20 protein-coding genes and 5 pseudogenes are annotated in these 23,074 nt (G+C 59.8%); 15 read left to right on the top strand and 10 right to left on the bottom strand.

The features are described from left to right. Positions 1–192: pseudogene (locus AC5ZG1_RS41060) on the top strand (formate dehydrogenase); the annotation flags it as partial. Positions 193–246: 54 nt separating this feature from the next. Next, positions 247–1,254 carry a formate dehydrogenase subunit gamma gene (locus AC5ZG1_RS41055; RefSeq protein ID WP_464349823.1) on the top strand — a complete coding sequence of 336 codons (1,008 nt, stop codon included), beginning with the start codon at positions 247–249 and terminating at the stop codon, positions 1,252–1,254. A 496-nt stretch (positions 1,255–1,750) separates the two neighbouring features. Here the strand turns inward: AC5ZG1_RS41055 and AC5ZG1_RS41050 are convergent, their stop codons facing one another. Together AC5ZG1_RS41050 and AC5ZG1_RS41045 are read right to left on the bottom strand one after the other, a co-directional pair. After that, the gene (locus AC5ZG1_RS41050; protein WP_464349824.1) at positions 1,751–2,389 is read right to left on the bottom strand and encodes an HD domain-containing protein; all 639 of its coding nucleotides are present in this window, start codon (positions 2,387–2,389) and stop codon (positions 1,751–1,753) included. Positions 2,390–2,734: 345 nt separating this feature from the next. Next, a pseudogene (locus AC5ZG1_RS41045) lies at positions 2,735–3,690 on the bottom strand (NADP-dependent oxidoreductase). A gap of 712 nt (positions 3,691–4,402) precedes the next feature. On the opposite strand from AC5ZG1_RS41045, the pseudogene AC5ZG1_RS41040 reads away from it, so the two are divergent. Next, positions 4,403–4,730 (top strand): annotated as a pseudogene (locus AC5ZG1_RS41040) (cupin domain-containing protein); the annotation flags it as partial. Positions 4,731–5,974: 1,244 nt separating this feature from the next. Here the strand turns inward: AC5ZG1_RS41040 and AC5ZG1_RS41035 are convergent. Both AC5ZG1_RS41035 and AC5ZG1_RS41030 read right to left on the bottom strand, forming a co-directional pair. Then, positions 5,975–6,859 carry a hypothetical protein gene (locus AC5ZG1_RS41035; protein WP_496136266.1) on the bottom strand — a complete coding sequence of 295 codons (885 nt, stop codon included), beginning with the start codon at positions 6,857–6,859 and terminating at the stop codon, positions 5,975–5,977. A 561-nt stretch (positions 6,860–7,420) separates the two neighbouring features. Beyond that, positions 7,421–7,771: a potassium channel family protein gene (locus tag AC5ZG1_RS41030; protein ID WP_463331715.1), complete on the bottom strand. Its 351-nt coding sequence runs from the start codon at positions 7,769–7,771 to the stop codon at positions 7,421–7,423. 288 nt (positions 7,772–8,059) lie between these two features. Here AC5ZG1_RS41030 and AC5ZG1_RS41025 point away from each other — a divergent pair, with 288 nt between their 5' ends. Further along, the gene (locus AC5ZG1_RS41025) at positions 8,060–9,112 is read left to right on the top strand and encodes an IS110 family RNA-guided transposase (protein ID WP_496136265.1); all 1,053 of its coding nucleotides are present in this window, start codon (positions 8,060–8,062) and stop codon (positions 9,110–9,112) included. Between the two features lie 548 nt (positions 9,113–9,660). On the opposite strand, the gene AC5ZG1_RS41020 is transcribed toward AC5ZG1_RS41025, so the two are convergent. Both AC5ZG1_RS41020 and AC5ZG1_RS41015 read right to left on the bottom strand, forming a co-directional pair. After that, the gene (locus AC5ZG1_RS41020) at positions 9,661–10,917 is read right to left on the bottom strand and encodes an alpha/beta fold hydrolase (RefSeq protein ID WP_496136264.1); all 1,257 of its coding nucleotides are present in this window, start codon (positions 10,915–10,917) and stop codon (positions 9,661–9,663) included. A 287-nt stretch (positions 10,918–11,204) separates the two neighbouring features. After that, positions 11,205–11,339, bottom strand: a pseudogene (locus AC5ZG1_RS41015) (IS110 family transposase); the annotation flags it as partial. A 289-nt stretch (positions 11,340–11,628) separates the two neighbouring features. Here AC5ZG1_RS41015 and groES point away from each other — a divergent pair. The 3 genes from groES to AC5ZG1_RS41000 all read left to right on the top strand — a co-directional run bounded on the left by groES (position 11,629) and on the right by AC5ZG1_RS41000 (position 14,143). After that, positions 11,629–11,943: a co-chaperone GroES gene (gene groES / locus AC5ZG1_RS41010; RefSeq protein WP_028169444.1), complete on the top strand. Its 315-nt coding sequence runs from the start codon at positions 11,629–11,631 to the stop codon at positions 11,941–11,943. A gap of 94 nt (positions 11,944–12,037) precedes the next feature. After that, the gene (gene groL / locus AC5ZG1_RS41005) at positions 12,038–13,678 is read left to right on the top strand and encodes a chaperonin GroEL (protein WP_028169445.1); all 1,641 of its coding nucleotides are present in this window, start codon (positions 12,038–12,040) and stop codon (positions 13,676–13,678) included. A 255-nt stretch (positions 13,679–13,933) separates the two neighbouring features. Further along, on the top strand, positions 13,934–14,143 hold the full coding sequence (locus AC5ZG1_RS41000) for a MaoC/PaaZ C-terminal domain-containing protein (RefSeq protein WP_496136263.1): 210 nt from the start codon (positions 13,934–13,936) through the stop codon (positions 14,141–14,143). A gap of 416 nt (positions 14,144–14,559) precedes the next feature. On the opposite strand, the gene AC5ZG1_RS40995 is transcribed toward AC5ZG1_RS41000, so the two are convergent. After that, on the bottom strand, positions 14,560–15,750 hold the full coding sequence (locus tag AC5ZG1_RS40995) for a cupin domain-containing protein (RefSeq protein ID WP_496136262.1): 1,191 nt from the start codon (positions 15,748–15,750) through the stop codon (positions 14,560–14,562). Positions 15,751–15,963: 213 nt separating this feature from the next. Here AC5ZG1_RS40995 and AC5ZG1_RS40990 point away from each other — a divergent pair. Further along, a pseudogene (locus AC5ZG1_RS40990) lies at positions 15,964–16,656 on the top strand (IS110 family RNA-guided transposase); the annotation flags it as partial. Between the two features lie 605 nt (positions 16,657–17,261). On the opposite strand, the gene AC5ZG1_RS40985 reads toward AC5ZG1_RS40990, so the two are convergent. Continuing rightward, positions 17,262–17,714 (bottom strand): hypothetical protein, encoded by a 453-nt coding sequence (locus tag AC5ZG1_RS40985; protein ID WP_496136261.1) that lies wholly within the window; start codon positions 17,712–17,714, stop codon positions 17,262–17,264. Positions 17,715–17,863: 149 nt separating this feature from the next. On the opposite strand from AC5ZG1_RS40985, the gene AC5ZG1_RS40980 reads away from it, so the two are divergent. Then, positions 17,864–18,241 carry a hypothetical protein gene (locus AC5ZG1_RS40980; protein ID WP_496136260.1) on the top strand — a complete coding sequence of 126 codons (378 nt, stop codon included), beginning with the start codon at positions 17,864–17,866 and terminating at the stop codon, positions 18,239–18,241. 207 nt (positions 18,242–18,448) lie between these two features. On the opposite strand, the gene AC5ZG1_RS40975 is transcribed toward AC5ZG1_RS40980, so the two are convergent. Then, positions 18,449–18,595: a hypothetical protein gene (locus AC5ZG1_RS40975; protein ID WP_196237384.1), complete on the bottom strand. Its 147-nt coding sequence runs from the start codon at positions 18,593–18,595 to the stop codon at positions 18,449–18,451. 148 nt (positions 18,596–18,743) lie between these two features. On the opposite strand from AC5ZG1_RS40975, the gene AC5ZG1_RS40970 reads away from it, so the two are divergent. The 3 genes from AC5ZG1_RS40970 to AC5ZG1_RS40960 all read left to right on the top strand — a co-directional run bounded on the left by AC5ZG1_RS40970 (position 18,744) and on the right by AC5ZG1_RS40960 (position 19,932). Then, positions 18,744–19,097 carry a nuclear transport factor 2 family protein gene (locus AC5ZG1_RS40970; RefSeq protein ID WP_496136259.1) on the top strand — a complete coding sequence of 118 codons (354 nt, stop codon included), beginning with the start codon at positions 18,744–18,746 and terminating at the stop codon, positions 19,095–19,097. 299 nt (positions 19,098–19,396) lie between these two features. Further along, a complete protein-coding gene (locus AC5ZG1_RS40965; RefSeq protein ID WP_496136258.1) occupies positions 19,397–19,588 on the top strand; it encodes a hypothetical protein in 192 nt (63 codons plus the stop codon). A gap of 179 nt (positions 19,589–19,767) precedes the next feature. After that, positions 19,768–19,932, top strand: coding sequence for a hypothetical protein (locus tag AC5ZG1_RS40960; RefSeq protein ID WP_496136257.1), 165 nt, complete (start codon positions 19,768–19,770; stop codon positions 19,930–19,932). A gap of 236 nt (positions 19,933–20,168) precedes the next feature. On the opposite strand, the gene AC5ZG1_RS40955 is transcribed toward AC5ZG1_RS40960, so the two are convergent. Further along, positions 20,169–20,378, bottom strand: a complete 210-nt coding sequence (locus AC5ZG1_RS40955; protein ID WP_496136256.1) for a PRC-barrel domain containing protein — start codon at positions 20,376–20,378, stop codon at positions 20,169–20,171. A gap of 685 nt (positions 20,379–21,063) precedes the next feature. On the opposite strand from AC5ZG1_RS40955, the gene AC5ZG1_RS40950 reads away from it, so the two are divergent. The 3 genes from AC5ZG1_RS40950 to AC5ZG1_RS40940 all read left to right on the top strand — a co-directional run bounded on the left by AC5ZG1_RS40950 (position 21,064) and on the right by AC5ZG1_RS40940 (position 22,918). Then, entirely contained in the window at positions 21,064–21,513 is a 450-nt protein-coding gene (locus AC5ZG1_RS40950) for a DUF2840 domain-containing protein (protein ID WP_496136267.1), read from the top strand. Continuing rightward, positions 21,510–22,022: a S26 family signal peptidase gene (locus AC5ZG1_RS40945; protein ID WP_496136255.1), complete on the top strand. Its 513-nt coding sequence runs from the start codon at positions 21,510–21,512 to the stop codon at positions 22,020–22,022. Before AC5ZG1_RS40950 ends, AC5ZG1_RS40945 begins: the two co-directional genes overlap by 4 nt. 173 nt (positions 22,023–22,195) lie before the next feature. Beyond that, positions 22,196–22,918 carry a lytic transglycosylase domain-containing protein gene (locus AC5ZG1_RS40940; RefSeq protein WP_496136254.1) on the top strand — a complete coding sequence of 241 codons (723 nt, stop codon included), beginning with the start codon at positions 22,196–22,198 and terminating at the stop codon, positions 22,916–22,918. Positions 22,919–23,074: the final 156 nt, after the last annotated feature.

Below are 23,074 nucleotides of genomic sequence, written 5' to 3'. Positions count from 1 at the left end.
GCCAAATACGGCTCGAACCGGTTCGGCGAGGGCAAATTGCCGATGTGCGCGGAGATGTGCTCGACCAAGTCGCTGCTGGCCGGCGATGGCGACATCATCGCGCAGATCTATGGCGAGCGGGTGCGCAAGCGCGGCTATGGTTCCGGCGCCTGGGGCTGGACCACGGCCTATCACGCTGACGTCGGGGTCTGAGCGGACGGCTCATGCGGCCTGCGATGGGCGCGGGATGAGAGCAGGGTAACGGTCATGACGTTTCTCGCACGCTTTCGTCTGGCGACCTTCGTCCTGGCGCTGCTTGCGATCACCGCGGCGGCGCCCGCCTTCGCACAGAAGGTCGGTCCCGACGGTGCGCCCAATCCAACCGCAAGCGTCACCAGCGAGCGCGACCTGCTAAGACAGCTCCCCCGCGTTGAAGGGCGCCTCGACATTCCCGACACAAAGGCCGGCGTGTTGATCCAGCCCGAGGGACGTACGTGGGATTATATCCACGAAGTACTGCTGCGTTGGGGCGGCGCCATCGTGATCCTCGGCACGATCCTGGTCTTGGGCGCCGCCTATCTGATCATCGGACGGATCCGGATTTCGGCCGGCCGATCGGGGCGGAAGGTGCTTCGCTTCAGAGCCTTAGAACGGTTTTCGCATTGGCTGACGGCGGTGTCTTTTGTCGTTCTTGGCCTAACCGGTCTTAATATCACCTTCGGCAAGGTGCTGCTTTTGCCGGTCGTCGGCCCGGAAGCGTTCTCGAGCATATCGCAAGCGGCAAAGTACGTGCACAACTTCACCAGCGCCGCATTCGTGGTGGGTCTCGTCCTGATCACGGTGATCTTTTTCAGGGACAATCTTCTGAAAAAAGTTGACATCGACTGGGTCAGGCAAGGCGGCGGCTTCGTCAAGTTGAAACACGCGCCAGCCGGACGCTTTAATCTGGGCGAGAAGCTTGTCTATTGGCTATCCCTTGTGGCCGGCGTCGCGGTCTCGGTATCGGGGTTTCTCTTGCTGTTCCCGTTTTACGGAACTGATATCGCCCAGATGCAGCTCGCGCAGGTAGTACACACGCTCGTGGCCATCCTGTTCATCGCCTTGATCCTCGGCCACATCTATATCGGCACGGTCGGGATGGAGGGCGCATTCGAGGCCATGGGCACCGGAGAGGTCGATCTCAACTGGGCCAAAGAGCATCACGACATTTGGCTTGCCGAACAGCTTAAGAAGGAGCGCGGACCAGGACAACCTTCAGTGACGCCTGCTGAATAAGCGACATCGTTCGCCTATTCATCTGTGCGGAGCTGTCACGGCGGGCTCACCGAATTGGATGCCAGTATCTGACGCGGGTGACTACCCTGCTGCATGCGACGGCCTCCAGGGGCGCGATTCCGCGCGGTTCATGCATCATCGATCTGCTCGGGGTGTGCCGGTTGAGCCAAATTTTGCCGGCGAGACTACCAGGGTGGCGGACCTGGACCGCCGTATTATCGCGCGCGCAAAGTATGATTTGATGTCGTCGGGTGTTACGCCCGCCGTGACATACTCGGGCTGACGGTCGATACCAAGCCAAGAAATGCAGTCTCGTTTTGTGGCCCGCGCAAGAATGAAGCGGGGGCAAGGCGACGTTGAATGGAGATGCGAAGCCCACCGAAAGAGAACGATGTTTCGATCAACGGACATCGATGCCAATATCAAAAAGCGCGATAGTGATGAGTTATGTGGCTTCCGCAACCGCCGTTACACGCAGACGAATGCCCACGACGGCTCAGCTATGCCAAGGCGCATTACGGATCCGAGTGCATGCGGTTGGCCGGTGAAATGTGGGGTCGTGTTCTTGGATGTAGTCGAAATTGACGGTGCCGAACGTGGTCTGAGGCTTCTTCAAGGCCGAGCAAGTCTGTAACTGAAGCATTTCGTTTTTAAAATCACCGCGCGGAAAGGCGGCGATGACTTGGTCGCGTTGCTCTGGCGTGTACTCATCATATCCAATCCCGACGACGTCCACCAAGACACCCGCGTTTGTGAGAGCGATCTCGGGCCGCATGTATTGGGGAATACCGGGCGTGGTATGTAGGGCGATGGCTTCCCAAACCAGATTCGCTTTCGGGTCGGGAATGCCATGACTGCGGAGGAATTCGCGCGCTGCGTCGGCGCCATCAACTTCAAACCGCTTTGTGTCGGTATGATAGGCGTCGACAAGCCCTAAGTCGTGAAACAGCGCTGCGATATAGAGCAGTTCAGAATCGAATTTGAGATTTTGCCGAACGCCCTTCATTGCGCCGAACACGAAAACTCGGACCGAATGGTTGTACAGCATCTCGGTTTCATGTTGCCGCACGAGCTCGGCGGCTTCGCGCGCGATCTTGCTATCGGGAATCTTGATGCCAGATAAAACGTCAGCCATTGTCGAACTCCTTCCTCCGCGTCCGCGATCTGCGCTGTCTGCATTGACCGGGGCTCCCACGAAGCCTGATACGTCGGGATCGCTCCCGTCGCTGGTGTTAGCGAATAGAAGCGTTGCGCCTGGTCATTTGCCAAGATTGCCGATTTTGGCTGTACCATCGCGCGATGGCTGCCGTCCATCCGGCACGCCGACTAATGTGAACTATCGCGCAGGTGGCCAGCCGCTCGCCAGCGGGACAAAGATAGATATCGTCCGCGATGGCCCGGTGCGTCGTTCTCGACCGTGTGTTCCCGATTCGCGCGAGAGCCGGCGACCTTCTCCGCGACGCTCATGGTTAGCCCGACTTCAAGCGGGCGCGGTGACTTCGCCCGCGGCTTCTACGTTGAGAATGATCTTCCCTTTCGGCGGCAGTCGTTGGCCTTCCAACATCATGTGGGCGTCTCGCGCATCGGTGAAGGGGAGGACCGCACCTACGCGGGTTTTCAGTTCGCCCCGATCAATAAGTTCGGCGATTGTGCGCAGCCGCTCGGTAGTCACTTCCACCAAGAAGAAGGCTGCGGTGACACCGTGTTGCTTTGCGCGGTCTTGATCAGGCTGTGACACGGCGGAGATCAACTTGCCGCCCGGGCGAAGCACCTGAAAAGAACGTATTTGCGTTTCGCCTCCGACGAGGTCCAGTACCGCGTCCGCATCCTTCACCTCTTCCTCAAAGCGTTGCGTGTGATAGTCCAATACCTTGTCGGCACCGAGGGACCGCACGTACTCGATGTCCTTGGCCCCCGCCGTCGCGATTGAACGAAGGCGAGCACGACGAGCGAGCTGAACCGCGTAGGCTCCGACGTTTCCCGCAGCTCCGTGAACGACCACCGTCTGCCCGGCTTCGAGGCGAGCGTGGTCGAACAGACCTTGCCACGCCGTGACCGCGACGACGGGAACGGAAGCCGCTTGGGCATAGTTCAGCGAGCCGGTTTCTTCGCGAGCATTCCAGCAGAGGCTACGGCATATTCTGCGTAAGCGCCAAGAAATTGGGTGTTGATCACTCCGAAAACCTGATCTCCGACAGCGATGTCGGAAATGCCCGATCCCACGGCTGCGACTGTTCCGGACAGATCAGAGCCGAGCGTAAGAGGAAGAGGCTGCGGCAACGCGCTTTTGCCGGCCCTGATCCACCCGTCCCAGGAACCGACTCCTGCTGCGTGAACATTGACAAGAACCTCGCCCGGACCAGGATCTGGCCTGGGAACCCGTTCCAAAATCATCGCTTCCGGCGGACCAAATTTGTGTACTCGCCATGCCAACATGGAGCAGCGAGCAGGACCTTGAGACGCATTGTCGACGGGGGAATTTGCCATTCTGGACCCCCCTACTAAGACGTGAGTCAGCTGCCGGCTTGCGCCATTCGCCGAGTCCAACATCGCACCTACGCTCGACGCTCTTTACAACCCGGAAGATTCTGCGTGCATGAGAGATGGGCTCTGCAGCCTTTGTTGCGCCTTTGAATTCGGGACTGGTATCGACAATGGCTGGTCATCGGCCCCTCTCGACGCGCAACTTTGTACATCTGATTGTTGCTTGAAGGAAGTGAAGTTCTTGCAGCTTTGTAATTGGCGTCCTGCACATTGTCTTTGATTGCTGTCGCGAGCTTCTTCGATCGGGTCTCAGGAGCTTCAAACCGCCCCAATCCATCGAGTACACCACGCGAACAGGACACCTGGTCAACAAATGACAGCTACCATGCCTGAATATCTCACTGCAGGATCTTCATACAGGACGGTACTTCCGGTTCAACATTCGCGAGTTATGTAGTGGGCAACGATCCACCGCACCGGTGCGCCGGCACGCATGAATTGCGGTGCTGTTGGCAGTTCAGTGCTCGGATCGGAGATAGGAGTTTGATAATGGCCGACATGATTTCTGGCATTAAGCTCCCCGAGGACCCCGAAGCCGCCCGCATCGCTTTAGACGAATGGCTCCGCCGCTCACAGGCAAGAGCCTGATCCCGCATCCGCCAACCACGGCGTGCTCGTCGAATACGGCCCGGGCGGCTACTCGCCTGGTCACACGCATGCCGACGCATGCCGAATCCACCTTCATCTATGCGACCGTTCTTGAGGGGGCGATCAGCAGTCAGGTCAACGACGGAGCGGTGACGACCTACAAGGCCGGACAGAGCTTCTCTGAGCAGCCCGGCGACCGCCACCGCGTCAGCGCCAATGCCAGCGAGACCGAGCCGGCCAAACTCCTCGCGGTGTTCGTGGTGGACACGAACGAGGCGGAACCTGACGATCCCATTCGGGAACTGAGCTTTAATACCTTCCGTGCGGAGATCTTGCCGAGGTAACCCAGCAGAGCTGGCGTTTGCTGTAGCTTATCGGCTGGAAGAAGGGGCGACAGCGCTATACACGAAACTGACCGCAGGAAAGGCCCTGCCTGATGTTTGCTGCGGTGCATGAGTCCGGTTATGTGAAGGGTTTCGGATGCCGGCCCAATGATTGACGGTGCCGCGGGCTCCGAGGGCCGGCGTCCGAAAGCCTCCAAAGGAGGAAACCGCGCTGGGGGGACGTAGGACGATGCCGCGTGATCGAGCTCAGTCGCGTCAAACAACCTTCAGACGATCCGGAAGATCGCCTATGGGGATTTAATGTTTGGCAGCACCTGTACTTTCAAGAGCTTGGCCCTAGCAAAAATACCACACCATACAACCTAAACGCGAAGTCATCAAAATTCGAATCCCATGGGGCAAACTGATCTCTAGCGATCTGGAAAGCCCCTGAGCTATCTGAGCCGAGACTGTTTCGAGTTGCTCGTCAAGAGCATCACCGCATTACTCTACTTGCTTCGAGATTCCTGGACTGGGTGCAATTAGGGCGACGGGCATACGATCACGGTCGAGAATGCCGGGTTCGAGTTGGCTCTTGTGTAATGGTTGGTGCTCCGCCACGAACTTCCAGATCAGCACCTCCTCGATCATCGGATCAGCGCCAGCTACGGGCCAATTGCCTCGTTCGTCACGATGAGCTGTCGCCCATGCTTCGCCGTGTCTTGTTTCGCCGTGTCGCCAGCTGCGGCGTTCTACCGCGCGAGCGGTATTGCCCCACCTGCGAATGCCTGCAACGGCGGCGGGAATTGCGAGAACGCCCCCGGTCGAGACCCGCCCGGTCACCGCGTCAGCGGAGCCCCCGGGCCAATTGCTGGCGCGGGTCTTCCGATCATCGCCATCGGCTATGGCGTCTATTGGCTGATGAAGCGCCGCCGCAAGTACGACTGAGGTTCTGAAAAGAATCAGCGAGGCGGGCGTGCGGCCGCACGTGGTGGGTGCCGTCTGTATGGAATCCCTAGGGCTTCCATAATGGACACTCGTGTGACAGTCGCCTGTCACGTCCTGAGAGGAAACGGTCCCAGCGCTCTGCCCCCGATGCTGGGGCCGTTTCTTTGTGCACGCCCGCGTGGTAATTGAAAAAAACATCGATGCGTGCTGTTGCCGGGTATCGAGCGTCCCTGTGACGAGCCGGCTACTGTGAAAGGTGCCTACCGTCGAAGCCCCACCCCATGCTGGGGATCATCAGCACGAACTGCGCGGCCAGCTTAACGACGCAGCCAGTCAAGGGGAATTGGCTCGTCCAGGCGCTGGTGAGCATTAGCCTTAAAAATTTTAAAACACTCCTCTTCGAAGCGCGCAATAGCAGGCGACAAATCTACTGCGTCCACTGAGATAGTTCCTGTGCTGGTGTTATACGAGAACCGGGATCTCGCCGATTTCAAGATGGCCCAAAATTTCGTATTCTGATCAGCGAATTTAGGATTTAACAGCACTATTCCGGTTGCGTACGCATCGCTTGCGTAAGGCACCAAAAAGGTGAAATCCGCCGGCTCGTTTGAATCCGCCCATGCTGTAAAACTAAAATAGGGGGGAGGTTCGGCTTCAGGGCGCCCAGCAGTCGAGCGGGGATCAGAAACTCTTATAAAGGCCACGTACGTGATTGTGGCGTCGGAACACCTGACGGCAAGATTCCCCGTGTCGGAGTGAAGCGTGATCACCGTGATCACGGAGTCCTTTTTGGTGATAGTCCAATCACCAAAGCGGCCTAAAGTGTCAGAGCCTTCCGGTGCCCACGCTTGTGAATCCAACGGATTTCCAGGATTCACTGTGACGTCGCCTGTAACTTCTCTGCTGGAGCCCGGTTGTTCGGATGTTTCCTTAGGCCACTCCAACAATGATTTCGAAAGCCCGGGCTTGCCTTCGTACCAGCATTTTCGTCCATCGATGAGACGATAGGACCACCATTGCCCGTGCGTATCTGATGGCACCGCGACACTGCATTGTTGTTTCGCCTGCGCGGTTGTCATCCCAATCGATGACAACGCTGCAATGCATGCGGCCAGAACAATGGATGGAAACGGCTTCCCAATTTTGACCGCTGAGACACTACCTCGTTGATGCAACCGACTTAAAGCGTGTTGATCGGTCATCGCGTCTCTCACTAAACCCAATTGCCGCGGACCGCGAAGATAAGAAAATCAAGCCTCTTTTTCGAGACATCCCGATTAATTTTGTCCATATGGAACCTGAGCGCATGGAGAGCCCTCGTGCTCTGCGTTCGCGCGTGAAGGTCGCGCAATGCGCCACGCCGTTCCACTTAATCCGCGAATGCCGGTTCGGCCATGCCTGCTCCGATATTCGAGGCGCTTCTCGTTGGCGCTAGCCATTGGACGGCAAGCGGCGCGCGGTCCTGCAAGGCGAGTGCGTCGGGACTTGCTTGGAGGCCAACAGGGCGACCAACGCCAGGAAGACGTCACGTGCGGTGGTATCTGAGCGCAGTTCTTTGCCTTGCTCCGAAAGCGACCGAATTGCTGCGCAGCAGCGACAATGACGCGAAGGGTCAGGAGCGGCGGTTAAGCCTAGCGCACGTCACGTCCGGTCTACCCGCGGTTGCGGACATTCGAACCAATTCGAGCGACTTCGGCTCGAGGCCCACAAGCCGACTCATGCAATGCAGCAAACAGCCCCCTCACTCGATCACCTCCTCGATATTAAGATTGCTCACCTCCGCTCCCACCATCGCTGAGCGCTGAGTGCATGGCGTAGACCGCAATTGCCGCTATGAGAGCCGTGACAAAGAGCCCAAAAAACCCAATTCCAATCGCAAGTGCGCGCGTCAACGCCTGCCTCGGGACGAGATCGCCGTAACCAATCGTGAGGCCGGTAATGAAAGTGAAATAGATCGCATCCCCGAAAGACCAGCCCTCAACAAAACCAGTCAGCAAGCCCAGGGCAAGCTGAATCGCTAGAATTGCCGACAACACCGGCCACGTCACGTGAACCGCATGGCCGAGCGCCACGAAAAAGCGCCGCTGCAACGTTTTCGGTGCTGGTCGGTTCATGTCGTGGCGACCTCCGTAAACGGCGCGCTGCAGAGGGCCATTCTACTGGTCGCAATTCCTGCTTTGATCGGCTGTCTGTTGCAAGCTGACGTTCTTGCCCTTGACTTGGCAGCGTCTTTTTCTGGTTCAAGATTCTTGCTCTAATTTTTTGCCTCGATCCGCTGCAGAGCTTCAATTTTTGCTCCGCGGCAGGGAAATGCGGCGATGTCTGCGAATGGGATGGACCGGCCGTGCTCCCGCCCAACTAGCGAGCATGCTTGTGGGGCAGTCAGGAGAAGGAGCCACGCCATGCCGCGCAAGTTTGACACCGCAGTCGTTACCATTGGTATCGATCCGGGCAAGAACATACTGCACCTAGTTGGCCTCGATGCCCGAGGAGAAATCGTTCTGCGCGAGAAGGTAGCGCGCGCCAAAATTGTGTCGCGGCTGGCGAATATGCCGCCATGCTTGATCGGGATAGAGGCGGGCATGGGAACGCACTATGTGACCCGCGATCTGCTCGCCCTCGACCACGACGTGAGGCAAGTGCCCCCGGTCTACGCCAAGCCTTTCCGGCAGACCCACAAGAATGATTTTCGAGATGCGCATGCGGTCGCTGAGGCCGTGCAACGCCCCACGACGCGGTGCGTACCGCCGAAAACCGATGAGCAGCTCGATCTGCAGGCGTTGCATCGCGTGCGCTATCGCCTGGTGGGGCAACGAACCGCGATCATCAATCAGATCCGCTGCTTTCTCGTGGAGCACGGCATCACGGTGAGGCAACGGCTCCACTGGTTGCGCCACGCATTGCCGGACATCCTTGCCCAACGCACAGATGTCCTGTCACCGCGGATGGTTCGCATCCTAGAGGATCTGGCTCAAGACTGGCGCCGCCTCGACGATCGCATCGAGGCTGTGACTGATGAGATCGATGTGCTCTCCAAGAACACGGAACCCTGTCGGCACTTGATGACAATACCGGGCATAGGCCCGATCATCTCGAGAGCCATCGTCGCTGCGATCGCTGATGGAGCAGCCTTCACACGCGGCCGGGATTTTGCTGCTTGGCTGGGTTTGGTCCCCAAGCAGATCTCCACAGGTGATCGAACGATTCTCGGACGCATCACCAAACGCGGCAATCGCTACCTTCGCATGCTCTTCCTGCAGGCGGCCCGCGTCGTTCTACTTCGGCCAAGGAATTGGATGCAGCACAGCTTTGGACCTTGGCTTGCCGCCGCGGCTCAACGGTTGCACCATAACGTGCTGGCTACAGCTCTAGCTAACAAGCTGGCCCGCATCGCATGGAGCGTGCTTGTAGAACACCGTGTATACGAGACGCGTCTCAGCACGGCAGCGGTATGATATGAGCGGTATAAGCTTGCTCCGGTTCACCAAAGGGATGACCGCCACCCTTCTCCGCCCCCGTCGCTCGCCGATTAAGGCGAGCGAGCGACGGTGGCTCCGAAGGGATGGCTTCAGTTAATCGTTGAGCCGCTTGGTCGTACCCGCCGAGGTCTGCGAGTTAAATTTGAGGAAGATGGAGGAACGGTCTCGCCGTCGCGTTCGTGATCTGGTGACCCAACTGGCCTTCGAGGGCCTATCCGAGAATGAGATCGGACGCGCGCGGATATCCATGATGGCCAAGAGCGATCTGCTCCACGCGAGGGCCGGATACAGAAGCGCAAGACCAGTCACCGCCGCTCTGCAGATTTAGCTTGCAACGCACGGCCGGTCCATACAGTTGGGTCAAAATGCGAAGAGCTCAGAGTGTGCAAATCTGGCCCGCTCCGCCCCAGTAAGCGGACCTCAATGAGGGGTGTCGCCACTTCGCTGATGGGCCAGAAGCTAACGTCTCCGGCACCCAGCTCTTTTGCCTAGTAAGGAGCGCAAGTGGTTTTCGGTTTCGATGACTATCCGCTCGCCGCAAACAGATCCCACTTCCCGGGCAGTCCTTTGAGTTCGTAAGAACCGCGTTCGGCGAATTTCAACCCGGCTCCGGCGACGAGGTCGGTGACGACGCGCGAAACCAAAACTTCATCGGAGACGCATTGCGACATCACGCGCGCGGCCGCGTGGACGGCGATGCCAGCAATGTCATTGCCTCTAATTTCAATCTCCCCGGTGTGCAGGCCGGCGCGAACGGAGAGTCCGATCTGTTTCGCCGCCGAGCCAAAGGCGAGCGCGCAGCGCACCGCTCGTCCAGGACCGTCGAAGGTTGCTAGAACGCCATCGCCAGTGCTCTTCACCAGATTGCCGCGGTGCTTACCGACCATCTCTCTTGCAATCTGATCGTGATTGTCGAGCAGCCGAAGCCAGCGCGCGTCGCCCATCGCAGTGGCGCTGCGCGTGGAGTCAACGATATCGGTGAATAGCACGGTCGACAGCACGCGCTCAAACTCAACCGCGCCATGATCGCGGCGACCGGTGACGAACTCCTCAATATCTCCGGGCACGGACTCGTTGTTGGCGGTCCAGACCGCGTGGTCGCCAATTGGATATTCAATGTATTTGACGCCCGAGATCGCGGCTGCGAGCTTTCGGCCGAGATCGACCGGCACTTGGAGATCGGCTTTGCTGTGCAACACGAGGGCCGGCACCTGCAACGTCGGCAGGATCGCGGTCACGTCGATCTGGCGGTTGAGTCGTAAGAGTGTTCGCAGTGCACCGGGACTACTCGCCAACCGCTCCCACTTAGCATATTGCGCGATCACGGCTGGATCGACCGCCTCGCTCGGAGCGATAGTTTTGGCCAGTTCGCCAGTACCCCACAGCCTCAGGATCTGCTCGAAACGTGCCTCCCATGCCTCATCCGACAGACGGTCCGCGGATCGGCTGAAACAGCCGGCCAGAATGAGGTGCGACACGCGCTCAGGGTATGTCGCGGCGAATAGCACACTCATGCAACCACCTTCGGAGAAACCGACCAGCGCCGCGTGCTTGGAGCCGATGGTATCCATGACGGCACGGACATCGTCCATGCGCACCTCGAGCGACGGCGCACCGGACATCCGGTCCGACATCCCTTGTCCGCGCTTGTCGAAGGTCACGACCCGGGCGAAGCCCGCGAGCCGCCGCAGAAAAGCGGTGTATCCTGGGAGGTCGTGTTGGAATTCGATATGTGAGATGAAGCCGGGAACCAAAATCAGGTCGATCGGCCCGTCGCCCATCACCTGATAGGCGATGCTAACGTCGCCGCTCCGGGCATATCTCGTCTCGGGCAGTTTGAAGTCAGTCATCGAGCGAAACCTCGGGGCCTACTCCATTGTTGCCGCCTGAATAGCCGAGATCAACCCCGTAGCATCTGCCACTCCGGTTTACGTCTAAAGACCTCAGCCGTAGTCCCGCACATTTCCGCCTTGGGTCACAAGCAGCATTTGACGCCGCTCTGAGCCGCGTCCGGTCTACCCCGGTGAGCTGACGCGGTGATCTTCAATCCGGGTTTCGGCTATGGCTGCAGCTTCTGGAAAAACGCCAGGACATGGCGGCGCCTCAACTGACGGCGTATGACCACTTGGCCCGCTGCATCAACGCCATGTACTTGGAAGACCGACTTCGCAATATCCAGACCGATCATCGAAATTGACTGCATAGGCTGCTCCTTCGAATCGTGGGAGCCTCAAACGACGCCCAGTACTTGGCACTCTCGTGCCGGGGGAGGAGCCGTCCACAGCATCAGATTCGGACTCACAGCTAGCAGAGTTACTTCGCTCGCTTAGTGATCGCCGCCAGCATCCCTTCTCGAGAACCCAGGTTGCAGTCAAAAATCGTGGGGTCGAAACCTCTTGCGCCCCTGTGTCACTGGCATATGTGAGGGCGGTTAGCACTCGCTCATTGCGACTGCCAACGCAAAAATATTCACAAAAGTCAAGGAGGATTGCATGAAGTTTCGTCCGCTTCACGACCGCGTCGTGGTCACGCGCATCGAAGCCGAGGAGAAGTCCGCTGGCGGCATCATCATTCCCGACACCGCCAAGGAAAAGCCTTCCCAGGGCGAAGTTATTGCCGTTGGCCCTGGCGGCCGCGATGAGAACGGCAAGCTGATCCCGATCGACGTGCAGATCGGCGACCGGGTGCTGTTCGGCAAGTGGTCGGGCACTGAGGTCAAGATCGACGGCCAGGAGCTGTTGATCATGAAGGAGAGCGACATCATGGGCGTTCTCACCGACGGGTCGGCCAAGAAGAAGGCCGCCTGATCCATCGCTCGCACCGCTCACCCCTGAGGAGCGCCTGCCGGGCGCCCCGCCAAGGGTGAGACGAGGGTAAGACAAGAACTCAGGGAAACCAACAATGTCAGCCAAAGAAGTCAAATTCGGCGTCGACTCTCGCGACCGCATGCTGCGCGGCGTCGACATCCTCGCCAATGCGGTGAGGGTCACGCTCGGCCCGAAGGGCCGCAACGTCGTCCTCGACAAGTCGTTCGGCGCTCCCCGCATCACCAAGGACGGCGTCGCCGTCGCCAAGGAGATCGAGCTCGAGGACAAGTTCGAGAACATGGGGGCGCAGATGGTGCGCGAGGTCGCCTCCAAGTCCGCTGACGCGGCCGGCGACGGCACCACCACCGCGACCGTGCTCGCAGCCGCGATCGTGCGCGAGGGCGCCAAGGCGGTTGCCGCCGGCATGAACCCGATGGACCTCAAGCGCGGCATCGACCTCGCCGTCGAGGCCGTCGTCGCGGACCTCGAGAAGAACTCCAAGAAGGTCACCTCGAACGACGAGATCGCCCAGGTCGGCACCATTTCGGCCAACGGCGACGCCGAGATCGGCAAGTTCCTCGCCGACGCCATGAAGAAGGTCGGCAATGAGGGTGTCATCACCGTCGAGGAAGCCAAGTCGCTGGAGACCGAGCTCGACGTCGTCGAGGGCATGCAGTTCGACCGCGGCTACATCTCGCCCTACTTCGTCACCAACGCCGACAAGATGCGCGCTGAGATGGAGGACGCTTACATCCTGATATACGAGAAGAAGCTCTCCTCGTTGAACGAGCTGCTGCCGCTGCTGGAAGCCATCGTGCAAACCGGCAAGCCGCTGGTGATCATCGCCGAGGACGTCGAAGGCGAGGCGCTCGCGACCCTGGTCGTGAACCGCCTCCGCGGCGGCCTGAAGGTCGCGGCGGTCAAGGCTCCGGGCTTCGGCGATCGCCGCAAGGCCATGCTGCAGGACATCGCGATCCTGACCGGCGGTCAGGCGATCTCGGAAGACCTCGGCATCAAGCTCGAGAACGTCACGCTCAACATGCTCGGTCGCGCCAAGAAGGTGATGATCGACAAGGAGAACACCACGATCGTCAACGGCGCCGGCAAGAAGGCCGACATCGAGGCGCGCGTCGCGCAGATCAAGGCGCAGATCGAGGAGACCACCTCGGACTACGACCGTGAGAAGCTGCAGGAGCGTCAGGCCAAGCTCGCGGGCGGCGTCGCGGTGATCCGCGTCGGCGGCGCGACCGAGGTCGAGGTGAAGGAGCGCAAGGATCGCGTTGATGACGCGATGCATGCGACCCGCGCCGCTGTCGAGGAAGGCATTCTGCCGGGCGGCGGCGTCGCCCTGCTCCGTGCCTCCGAGCATCTCAAGGGCATCCGCACCAAAAACGACGACCAGAAGACGGGCGTCGAGATCGTGCGCAAAGCACTGTCCGCGCCGGCCCGTCAGATCGCAATCAATGCCGGGGAGGACGGCTCCGTCATCGTCGGAAAGGTGCTGGAGAAGGATCAGTACGGCTACGGCTTCGACGCGCAGACCGGCGAATACGGCAACCTGGTCTCCAAGGGCATCATCGACCCGACCAAGGTCGTGCGCGTGGCGATCCAGAATGCCTCCTCCGTGGCGGCGCTCTTGATCACCACCGAAGCCATGGTCGCCGAGCTGCCGAAGAAGGCCGCTGCCGGCCCCGCGATGCCCCCGGGCGGTGGCATGGGTGGTATGGACTTCTAATCCCGACCATTGAGCGCTCGAAAGAAGAAAGGCCCGGTAGCGATACCGGACCTTTCTGCATTAACTACGTGTCTTCTCGACGACGATCGCTTCCACAAAAGCCGACCCACGGCAGGCTAAAAAAGCTCACCCAGTTGCTCACGAATACAAGGCGAAAACAGAGGGGGACGTGATGATTTGACCGGCGCTGGGCTATAGTCCCCAAAGTCAGCTTATGCCGTCCTTTCGTCAGCCCGAGCGTAGAGGATTTGACCAATGACCAGCGGATATTTTGAAGACGTCGAGGTCGGTGACAGCCAGAAGGCTGGACCCTATTCTGTCTCCAAGGAAGAAATCATTCAGTTCGCCAAGCGGTTTGACCCGAGGCCCTTCCATATCGATGAGGCAGCCGCTGCTCGTTCCGTTTTTGGAGGACTGTCGGCATCTGCTGCCCACACGTTCGCGATCTTCATCTCGCTAAACTAACGAATTACAGCCTCAAGTCCGTGCCATTGCCGGGTTGGGCTATGATGAGCTGCGGCTGCCCAACGCAGTGCGTCCCGGCGACGACCTTTATCTCGAAGCGACCACGTTGGAAAAGCGCGAGTCGAAGTCGAGGCCCGATAGTGGAATCGTTCGCGGCCAGTTCCGCTTGCGCAACCAAAAAGGCGAACCGGTGCTGCAGTGTGTCGGCAACGGTCTCGTTGCGAGGCGACCGGATGCGAAAGGATCAACGTAAGCCAGGATCAAAGGCTGCCTTGGACAGCTTGCATGACCCTATTCGGGTCACGTTCAGGAAGCAGACCTAGCGGCGCTCTGAGCTGAGGTCAGCCACGGGCCAGGAGCAGACTTCGCACCTAACCCACGAATGTTCCCACGCGCCCTGAACCGACATATGGCTTCTAGGGCTGTTTCATCTTGCCGATCGTGGACTCGGGCACCCCCGCGAAATTGTTCGCCAGCAAATAGTTTGGGCTCGACCGCACCCAATGGTCGAGGTCGATCTCCTCAAATTTGCCATTGTCCCACGTTTGCACGATTTCAAGGTCTTCGTCTCCGACATTCCTGATCGCGTGGCCGAAACCCATAGGGATGTAAACCGCATCGCCCGGACTGACGTCAGTGACCTTGCCGCGCCCGCCTGATCCGAACAGCGCGACCTGCCCTTTGCCGCGCAGATAGTAGTGCCATTCGTTCGCATTGGTGTTCCAATGCGGATTGCGCTGCTTACCCTTCTCAATGATCATCAGGCCGCCGGACATCGTCTTGGAGGCCGGGAACTCGTCAATGGAGGCGAGGCGAAACGTGCCGCCCTCGAAGTCACGTACTGCCTTTTGGTCTCGCAGCAGCCTGAATTTGTGTGTCGACTCCCTCGGCCAGGGCGCGTCGAGCGCTTGCGAAATAGGCACAATCGGCCCCGCCTGTATGTAGGTCTCTCCTTTGGGAAAGGCGTCGAACAAGTCCGTCGGCAGATGGAAGTTGGCGGCCACGAGGTTCTTCGGCGTTATGTCAATCCAGTCGGTGATCGAAAAGGTACCGTGCTCGGAGAACGCACCATTGTCGAAGGACAGAACAAAGTGGCAAGGCTTGTCGCCGATGGTTTGGATCGAGTGGCCGTGGCCCCTGGCGAAGTACCAAAGATCGCCCGGCTCGTAGTTGTTGATCTCGCTCGCGCCCGAAGGCTCGACCACCACTGTTTGGCATCGGCCGTCAATGACGAAGGCCCATTCGGCGGCTATGGCATGCCAGTGTAGTTCGCGCGATGCTCCCGGGTTAAGGAACATGTGAACGCCCGCGATCCCTTTGCTTACCGGGAGCTGATGTTCCGTCGATTCCTTTGCCCAGCCGCCCGATGTAAGTTTCGGAACGCTGCCGTCGAGCGGATACTTGAAGTTCGGCATGGCCTCAATGTCTTTTGGGTCGTGGTACGCGACCTTGGCGCCCGGCGGAAGCTGCACTGCGTTTCGGCCATACCCGCCGTCGCCTGGATTGCCCCGATCGTTTGCGGCTGCTCCAGCCGCGTTCTGCATCAGTGCAAGCCCACTAGCGCCAAGCGCGGCTGCGCCTAAAAGAGCACGTCGAGTAGCGTCCATTTGACACCTCCTAACTAACTCACTCCGTTTCAGTTGCTGGAATTGCATTCGCCCTCCCGACCGGTCAGGGCGGGATTGGATTATATCGCGATGTTGGGGACTCTGTCAGAGTTATGGTGCGCGCCGATTTATGACCGCTAATGGGATGGTCCGGCCGTACTCCAGCCCCGCCAGTGATCGAAGCTGGTTCGGGGCACCGAAAAGGAGCACGCCATGTCTCAGAAATCTAGCAGCACAATCGCCGTGGTCGGCATTGATATCGGCAAGAACTCGTTTCACGTCATAGGGCACGATCGGCGTGGTGCGATCGTACTCCGGCAAAAATGGTCGCGTGGCCAGGTCGAGGCGCGACTTGCCAACCTGCCGCCGTGCCTGATCGGGATGGAAGCCTGCGTCGGCGCGCATCATCTCAGCCGCAAGCTCCAAATGCTTGGCCACGACGCCCACCTGATGCCGGCGAAATACGTGCGGCCGTATTCGAAGGGGCAGAAGAATGACTTCCGAGATGCGGAAGCGATCGCCGAGGCTGTCCAACGCCCGACCATGAAGTTCGTCGCGACCAAGACCGCCGATCAACTCGACCTTCAGGCACTGCACCGCGTCCGCGATCGATTGGTCGGTCAGCGTACCGGCGCCATCAATCAGATCCGTGCGTTCCTGCTGGAGCGGGGCATCGCCGTGCGGCAAGGCCTGCATTCCCTGCGGTTCGAGTTGCCGGGTATCTTGGCAACTCGCACCGATGTTCTCTCGCCTCGCATGTTGCGCATCATCGAGGGTCTGGCCGAAGACTGGCGCCGGCTGGATGAGCGTATCGAGGGTCTATCTAGCGAGATCGAAACACTGGCCCGTCAAGATAAGGCCTGCCAGCGACTGATGACGGTGCCTGGCATCGGCCCGATCATCTCGCGATGCCATCGGCCGTCTCCTTGGCGCGGCCCTCGCTGGTCCGCTCCAAGATCAGGCTGCGCTCGAACTCGGCAACGCCGCCCGCGTCCTGCCCTACAGCGCGGATTACGTGTTCCTGCGCATGGGCTGCGCCAGAGCAAAGGACTGGGCCGCCGTTGCGCCGGTTCGCGCTCAGCAAGCCTGCTTGCGACTTAGCCAATTCGGTAAGGGACGTTTGCGGTTTGGCCGCTCCAGCCGCAGTTAGCTATCCCAACTATTTTGAGGTGCTGCGGCATTTCGTTCGCGAGACCTCGCCATCGTCACGACGTTGCTCTTGGCGGCCGCGGGCGGGCTCTCGCAATAGGCCGCCGTCGGCCATTAGCCGCCGTCGCTTCTCCCGCATGTCCCGCGGCCGTAGGCGGCCTCCACCTTGTCCGACAGCGGTGCCGTGGTCAAGAAGCCGGTAGACCAAATGTCGGCCTCGACTTGGCGCGAGGGTCGCCCGTCGTTGCAGTGGGACGCTACATCCGAGCGGTTGGCCCCATCCGCTCGGCGCGATCACTTCCATGGTGAGCGTTGGAAGGCATGGTGAGCGTTGGAAGGCCGACGCGCGCCGGCCGACCCGCTTACCAATAGCTCCAGGGGCGCCCGCCGTATCCATAAGGTCTGTAGAAGCGGGCGGCTCCAGGTTCCTGGATTGCCTGCCAGCCATAGTCGACGTTTGCTGGATAGTAGCTGTAGGCGGGATAGTAGCCGCCGTAATACGGGCCGGGGTAGTAGCCGCCGTAGTACGGGCCGCCGTAGCCATATGCGCTGCTCGCGATCGCGCCACCGATGAGGGCACCAGCTAGCGCGCCCGCCCCCCAACCCCAACCTCGAGGACCCCAGCCTCCGAAACCTCTGTAGCCCCATCCGCCGCCGCGCCAGCCGCCCCACCGGATCTGGATCGAATTGTCGGCGACCATGGCTTTCATGCTTGTCACGTTGGTCGGCAAGGGAGTCGCAAAGAGCGTCACGACGTTGCCAGCCATCAAGGCTCCGGCAAATCCGCCTACCAATGCCATTCTGAGGGTGCGCATGTTCTCCTCCGTCAGCTGTTAGGAGAGACCCGCAGGCTAGGACAGCCTCCGTCAAACGCAAGATGGCGCGGCGCCGCGCCTACCCCTTCCGGCTTACGGGCTTCAACACTACTTCATCGACGGCGTAACTGCGACACTGGCGACGGACCTTGTCACGCATCAGTGGCGTTCGTCATCGGTCGACTGAACGTTGCTGCTGGAAGGTGAGACCGTCGCGCCTACTGGCGACTTTTCGACAGACGCATGAGCTGGCAATGCAAGTGCGTGTCAGCGAACAGGCCATCAAGACCTTCATCGGGCACTGCGATATCGCAGCACGTGATCTGTTGTTGCCCCACGGTGATGTCGTGATGGCCTTGTCTATTGCTCTGCAGGCAAAGCGGACGCTGGACGGCTTCGAGATCGACAGATTGATATCTGACGTGCAGGTCGCAAAGCTATGGCGGCCGAACATCGGCGCCGCGCCGACTGGCGCAAGCGAGAACTGTCGGCCCGCAGTTTTGAGGCAAATGTCATCACGACAATGACACATCGCTGCCTCATCCAACGCACGATCGCGCGGAATGCTTAGCGAGCTCTGCGGTCGGTCCTGTTGCGGATGTACCAACCGGATAATCAAAATAAGCCCCCGGGAAGGCGGCTTCCCGGGGGCTTTATTTTGCGCAGTGCGAAAAGGGACAGCGCTGCTGGCTGCTTGCGTTCTGATTGCTGCCGACGTTCGTCTGATCCCGAAGCTACTCGTCCGACCGTAGGTCCGCTTCCATTTCTGCAACGATGTCTTGCAAGAGACGGATTGCGAGGGGGTCGGTGACTTCGCGTTCCATCATTCGGTAGCGCATCACCCGCTCTTCAAGTTCCCGCTGTTGCTCGTCGTCGGTCATTGCGCGCTCCTTGCGTGAGCAAGACGCGCGAGGAGACTGATGGTTGCCGGAACTTGAAAAATGCTCGGCAGAATTTGGGCGGTTCACAGTCCATTCAGGCCAGGGCCCCTACTCATCTCCGCGGGAAGCGTCAACGAGGAGGTGGAACATGTCGAACGTTCGCGAGGACTTCGATGCGATCGGTATTGTTGTCGATTGGATCGACGCCTGTAAGCAGGGTCGCTTGGATGATTTGCTAGACCTGTATGATGAGACGGCTACGGTCGAGTGCTGCGAGGGTGCGCGCTTTCAAGGCCGAGCCGCGATGAAATGGTACTGGGGTCAAAGGCTCGCGGCATCCGCAGCCGAGGCTTTCGGGATCGACGCATTGATGCCGGAGGGGGACGGCCTCTCGCTCGACTATCGCGGATATGACGGCAAGCGCGTGCGGACGCTTTTCCGGTTTACCGATGCCGGAAAAATCCGGCTCACGGCCTGCGTGCCGATCATAGAGGCTGTCTAGTGCGTCGCTATCGGGGCCGGCCTGTCAGAATGGCCGTCCAGGACGGTATTCGGCTTTCACGGCTGCGCCGTGGCAGAGGGCGCTCTGACGGAGGGGCAGGGGCGGTAACGGGGCTCTACATCCTGGCACTCCAATTGAAAGCAGCCCCCGCCTCGGAGAGAGGAGCAAGGGCTGCCTTCCTACGGGCGTCCCAACAGACGCAGAGGGCGAACGGCCGCCCCACCCGATCGTTCCAAGTTATTGCTGTGGAACGAATGACCTTGTCAGGCCTCATAGGTGCGCTGGGGAGAAGCGCGGATATGTGGATCGTGAGAGGCAAGTATAGGCGCGAAGCGGCAGCGACGCTGCTCCGCTTTGCAAAATCGACGTCCGACCGCAACCTGGCGGCCGCGTTGGTCGAGAAGGCCGCCGACCTCAACGAGCGGGTCGAGAACTTGTCTCTTTCCAGCAAGGACAAGAGTGGCACTGGTGCGCGCGAACGGACGCAGTAGCCATGGCGGCCGGCTGGGAACCGCTCTCGCCCGGCTCCCAAGCGCCCGTAGTTCTCCGACCGTGTACAAGGTTCCCGTATTATGATTTCCTTGCTCACCGGCATGGGTTGGGGCGGTGAGAAGTGGCTATTTATCGACTATTGCAGCACTCCGCCCTAGGGCCGAAAGAGGTTAGCCGCGTGACAGCGGCATACGAGCAAGCGCTGCGTACCCTCTGCGTCAAAGATCGCGACGACCCTTTAACGGAAATGATCGCGCAGAAGATCATCAAGATTGCGCAATCCGGCATCAAGGAGCCCGCACAAATTTCGGCTCTGGCGATCAAAGAACTAGAAATGCGATAAGGCCGGCGCGCTCGCATTTCGTGCGTCTGGAACCGAAACTTTCTCTAACCCATGTGCATTTCATGGCGGGGCTTCGCAACATGCGAGGCAGTCATGAGCCCTCTCTCGGCGGGCGACGTGTTTCTGACCGTCGCCATCATGTCAACGACGTTTCTGATCGAGGTCGGCTTCTTCATCCTGATCGGAATGTTCTAAAAGGAACGTGCGCCCTAGCAGCGCGGCCGGACGCAAAGGAACTAGTCCTCCGGGAACTTGATGGTTGAGACCGGCCATTTGCCATCATGACCTTTGATCGAAATGCGAAGCCCGTGCAACTCATCCAGCCAAACGTTCTCGACCGCGGCGGCCTTTCCGTTGGTAAGGACGACGGCGATGCCGATCAATTCGGACTGTGCCTCGCCGAACTCGCTCAAAATTCTTGACGCGCGGAGCTTAGCCGACGGCACTACTCACCCCTGTTCCGCTGAGTCATTTGTGCTGTCCCACGCGGCTTAGCGGCGCCGCTTGTCCCAATGTTCGGCCGCTGGAATGATCGATGGCGACGGCCCTTCTAAGTCCCGGAGCCGGTTGATTTGCGTTCGAAGGCTCGGTGGTAATTCAGGCTCTAGTTTCAGCGATGCACGCAATCTCTCGCCGATCTCTCGAATAATGGCGTGGCTGTGGTTGTGGTCTATCTCGATGCGGTGGCACATAGCGAAGCTCGGCAGAGAATTCAGCAGAAACCCGGCACCTACTATCCCGTCCGGTGGCGAGCACGCTGGCAATTCTGAATGGAACCGGAGACCGCCGCTTTTGGCTATCTGCGCGAGCGCTTGTTTTGAGAACAGCGGGTTCTTGTGACCTTTGGCTATCCGCGACATGCGCCGTGGAGTTTAACGGCGAGCGGCGGTCCCATGCCTTCTAAAATTGCGGGCAAACTTTCGTTCCTAATCTCTTTTTGCCACAGGCAATCGGGAATCGCTAAACCGTTTCAGGCCCGGCCATCGTGGGCTCCTTCCGCGCCTCAACGAGCCGAACGACCGTCTTGCAGTTGGGGCATTCATAGGACGTGATCTCGTAACCGTCAGCGATCGGCTCAACGGCAAGCGGCCGTCGTGCACCATCGCAACTCGTGCATCTCAGCGTCGTCATATACTTGCCCTCCTGACGCCGAGTGTACGGCAGGCAAACCGCATTCGGTTCGGTCGTATCGTCAACGAACGCAAGCATGATCGTCACAGGCGTGTCCTGTCATTTGCACCGGGCAGCATTTTTGCCTTCGTCCGTTGGACGTCCAACGACTTTGGTACGATCATCTCGCGGATCGACATCTTGCGCGCGGTCGCACCGGGACAGCGCTGCTCGACCGTGCCGTATGTGAAGCCCGGCGGAGAGATTTTACTGCGACTCTCCGGTTGGCCGAAGGTCGAGCGGGTACTGCAGATGATCGACGCCGTCGAAGCGCTTGGCGTCGATCCTGCCGACGTCGCTCCTGACCATTGGCATCATGTTCATAATCGTCTGTCCGTCAACGAAAACCCGCGCCCCTACACGAAGGCCCGCCACCAGGCGTGGCTTCACCGGCAGAGGGTCATGCGATGACACCGCGGCTCAAGACGTTGACCACGATGCTCTGCGGTGCTGTCGCACTTATCGCACCAATCGTTCTGGAGATTACGCCAGCCTACATCTGGAATGCATCTGAGAGCGTACCGATCGGGCTCTACCGTGTGCAGCCGGCGGACAAACTATTCGTTACGGAACTACTCGCCTTACAGCCACCGGAGCCGCTCGCGACCTTCCTCGACCTGAACGGCTATCTGCCAGCCGGATTGCCGATGCTCAAACGCGTGCTGGCGCTTCCCGGGCAGACCGTTTGCCGAAGTGGGCTCACCATTTCGGTTGACGCCATCGAAATGGGCGAAGCCCGAGATCGCGACGGCCGTGGCCGTCCCCTCCCGAAATGGCAGGGCTGCAGCGTCGTCGGTGACGGCGAACTCTTTGTCATGAACTGGCAGTCCACCAGCTCGCTGGATGGCCGCTATTTCGGGCTCTTGCCGACATCGGCTGTCATCGGCCGCGCGCTGCCTGTGTGGACCTGGGAGGATTGATGGTACCCGTATTGAGTTTCCGAACAGCTATTCCTCTGTTTGGCCGAGTGCTGCACCATTCCTCCGTCCCGACCAACAATTGCGCGGCCGTCGCGCGCAGCGGCGGTCCAGGGCGGCCGAACGGCCGGCGCGAAGCGGCTTTACCCTGGACGGCCGCGAGCACGGCGGCACGCTTGCGTTTGTTCGACGGGAGCCTGCGCGCTGTCGTACCGTTGTTCATTGCGCTGACCGTGAGTAATGCCGCCGCTGTCGCCGAGACGCGACCTCCGGAGCCTTCAGCGAGTCATCGAGCTGGCGATCCGTTTGCGGAGTTTGTTGAGCGGGCCTCGCGCCGCTTCGGCGTGCCGGTGCGCTGGATACGCGCAGTCCTGGACGTCGAAAGCGCCCAAGACGTGCGTGCCAAGTCACCGACAGGTGCCATGGGGCTGATGCAGATAATGCCACAGACGTGGGCAGAGCTACGCCTGCGGTACGGCCTCGGCGACGATGCCTACGATCCCCATGACAACATTCTTGCGGGGACAGCGTACCTTCGCGAGCTGCACGACCGGTACGGTTCACCGGGCTTCCTAGCTGCCTACAACGCAGGACCTACTCGCTACGAAGAGCATCTCGCCGGCCGTCCATTGCCCGCTGAAACCCAGATCTATCTGCAGAAGCTTGTGCCGATCATCGGTGGCGACATTGCAGGTTCCCGTGCGGTCGCGAGTCTGCGGCCATCGGGAGGAGCGCTCTTCGTTGTGCGGTCTGAAAGTCCAGCGACCGCAGCCCAGCTGCAGCCTTGGCGCCCAACGAACCGAGCTCCAACGGCTGTCTCCGTCCACGACATTTCGGCCATTGCGCCACAGCCAACAGGATTGTTCGTCCTGAGATCTGATGCGGGAGGCGCGCGATGAGCGAATGCGCAAGCTTGCATGCATTAGCGCGGTCTGGAGAGGAATGGGCGGAAAGGCGAGCGCAGTGGGGAGGCACGACGTTAGCGTCTGGCTCTCGCACGTCGGTCAGGTATTGACATGATCCGTCGGTTTCCAGGCCCACGGCAGCAGTTCGTC

Source organism: Bradyrhizobium sp. Leo78, assembly GCF_059512425.1.
The sequence above is the reverse complement of the archived record's forward strand: the minus strand, read 5'-3'. Positions and strand labels throughout refer to the sequence as shown.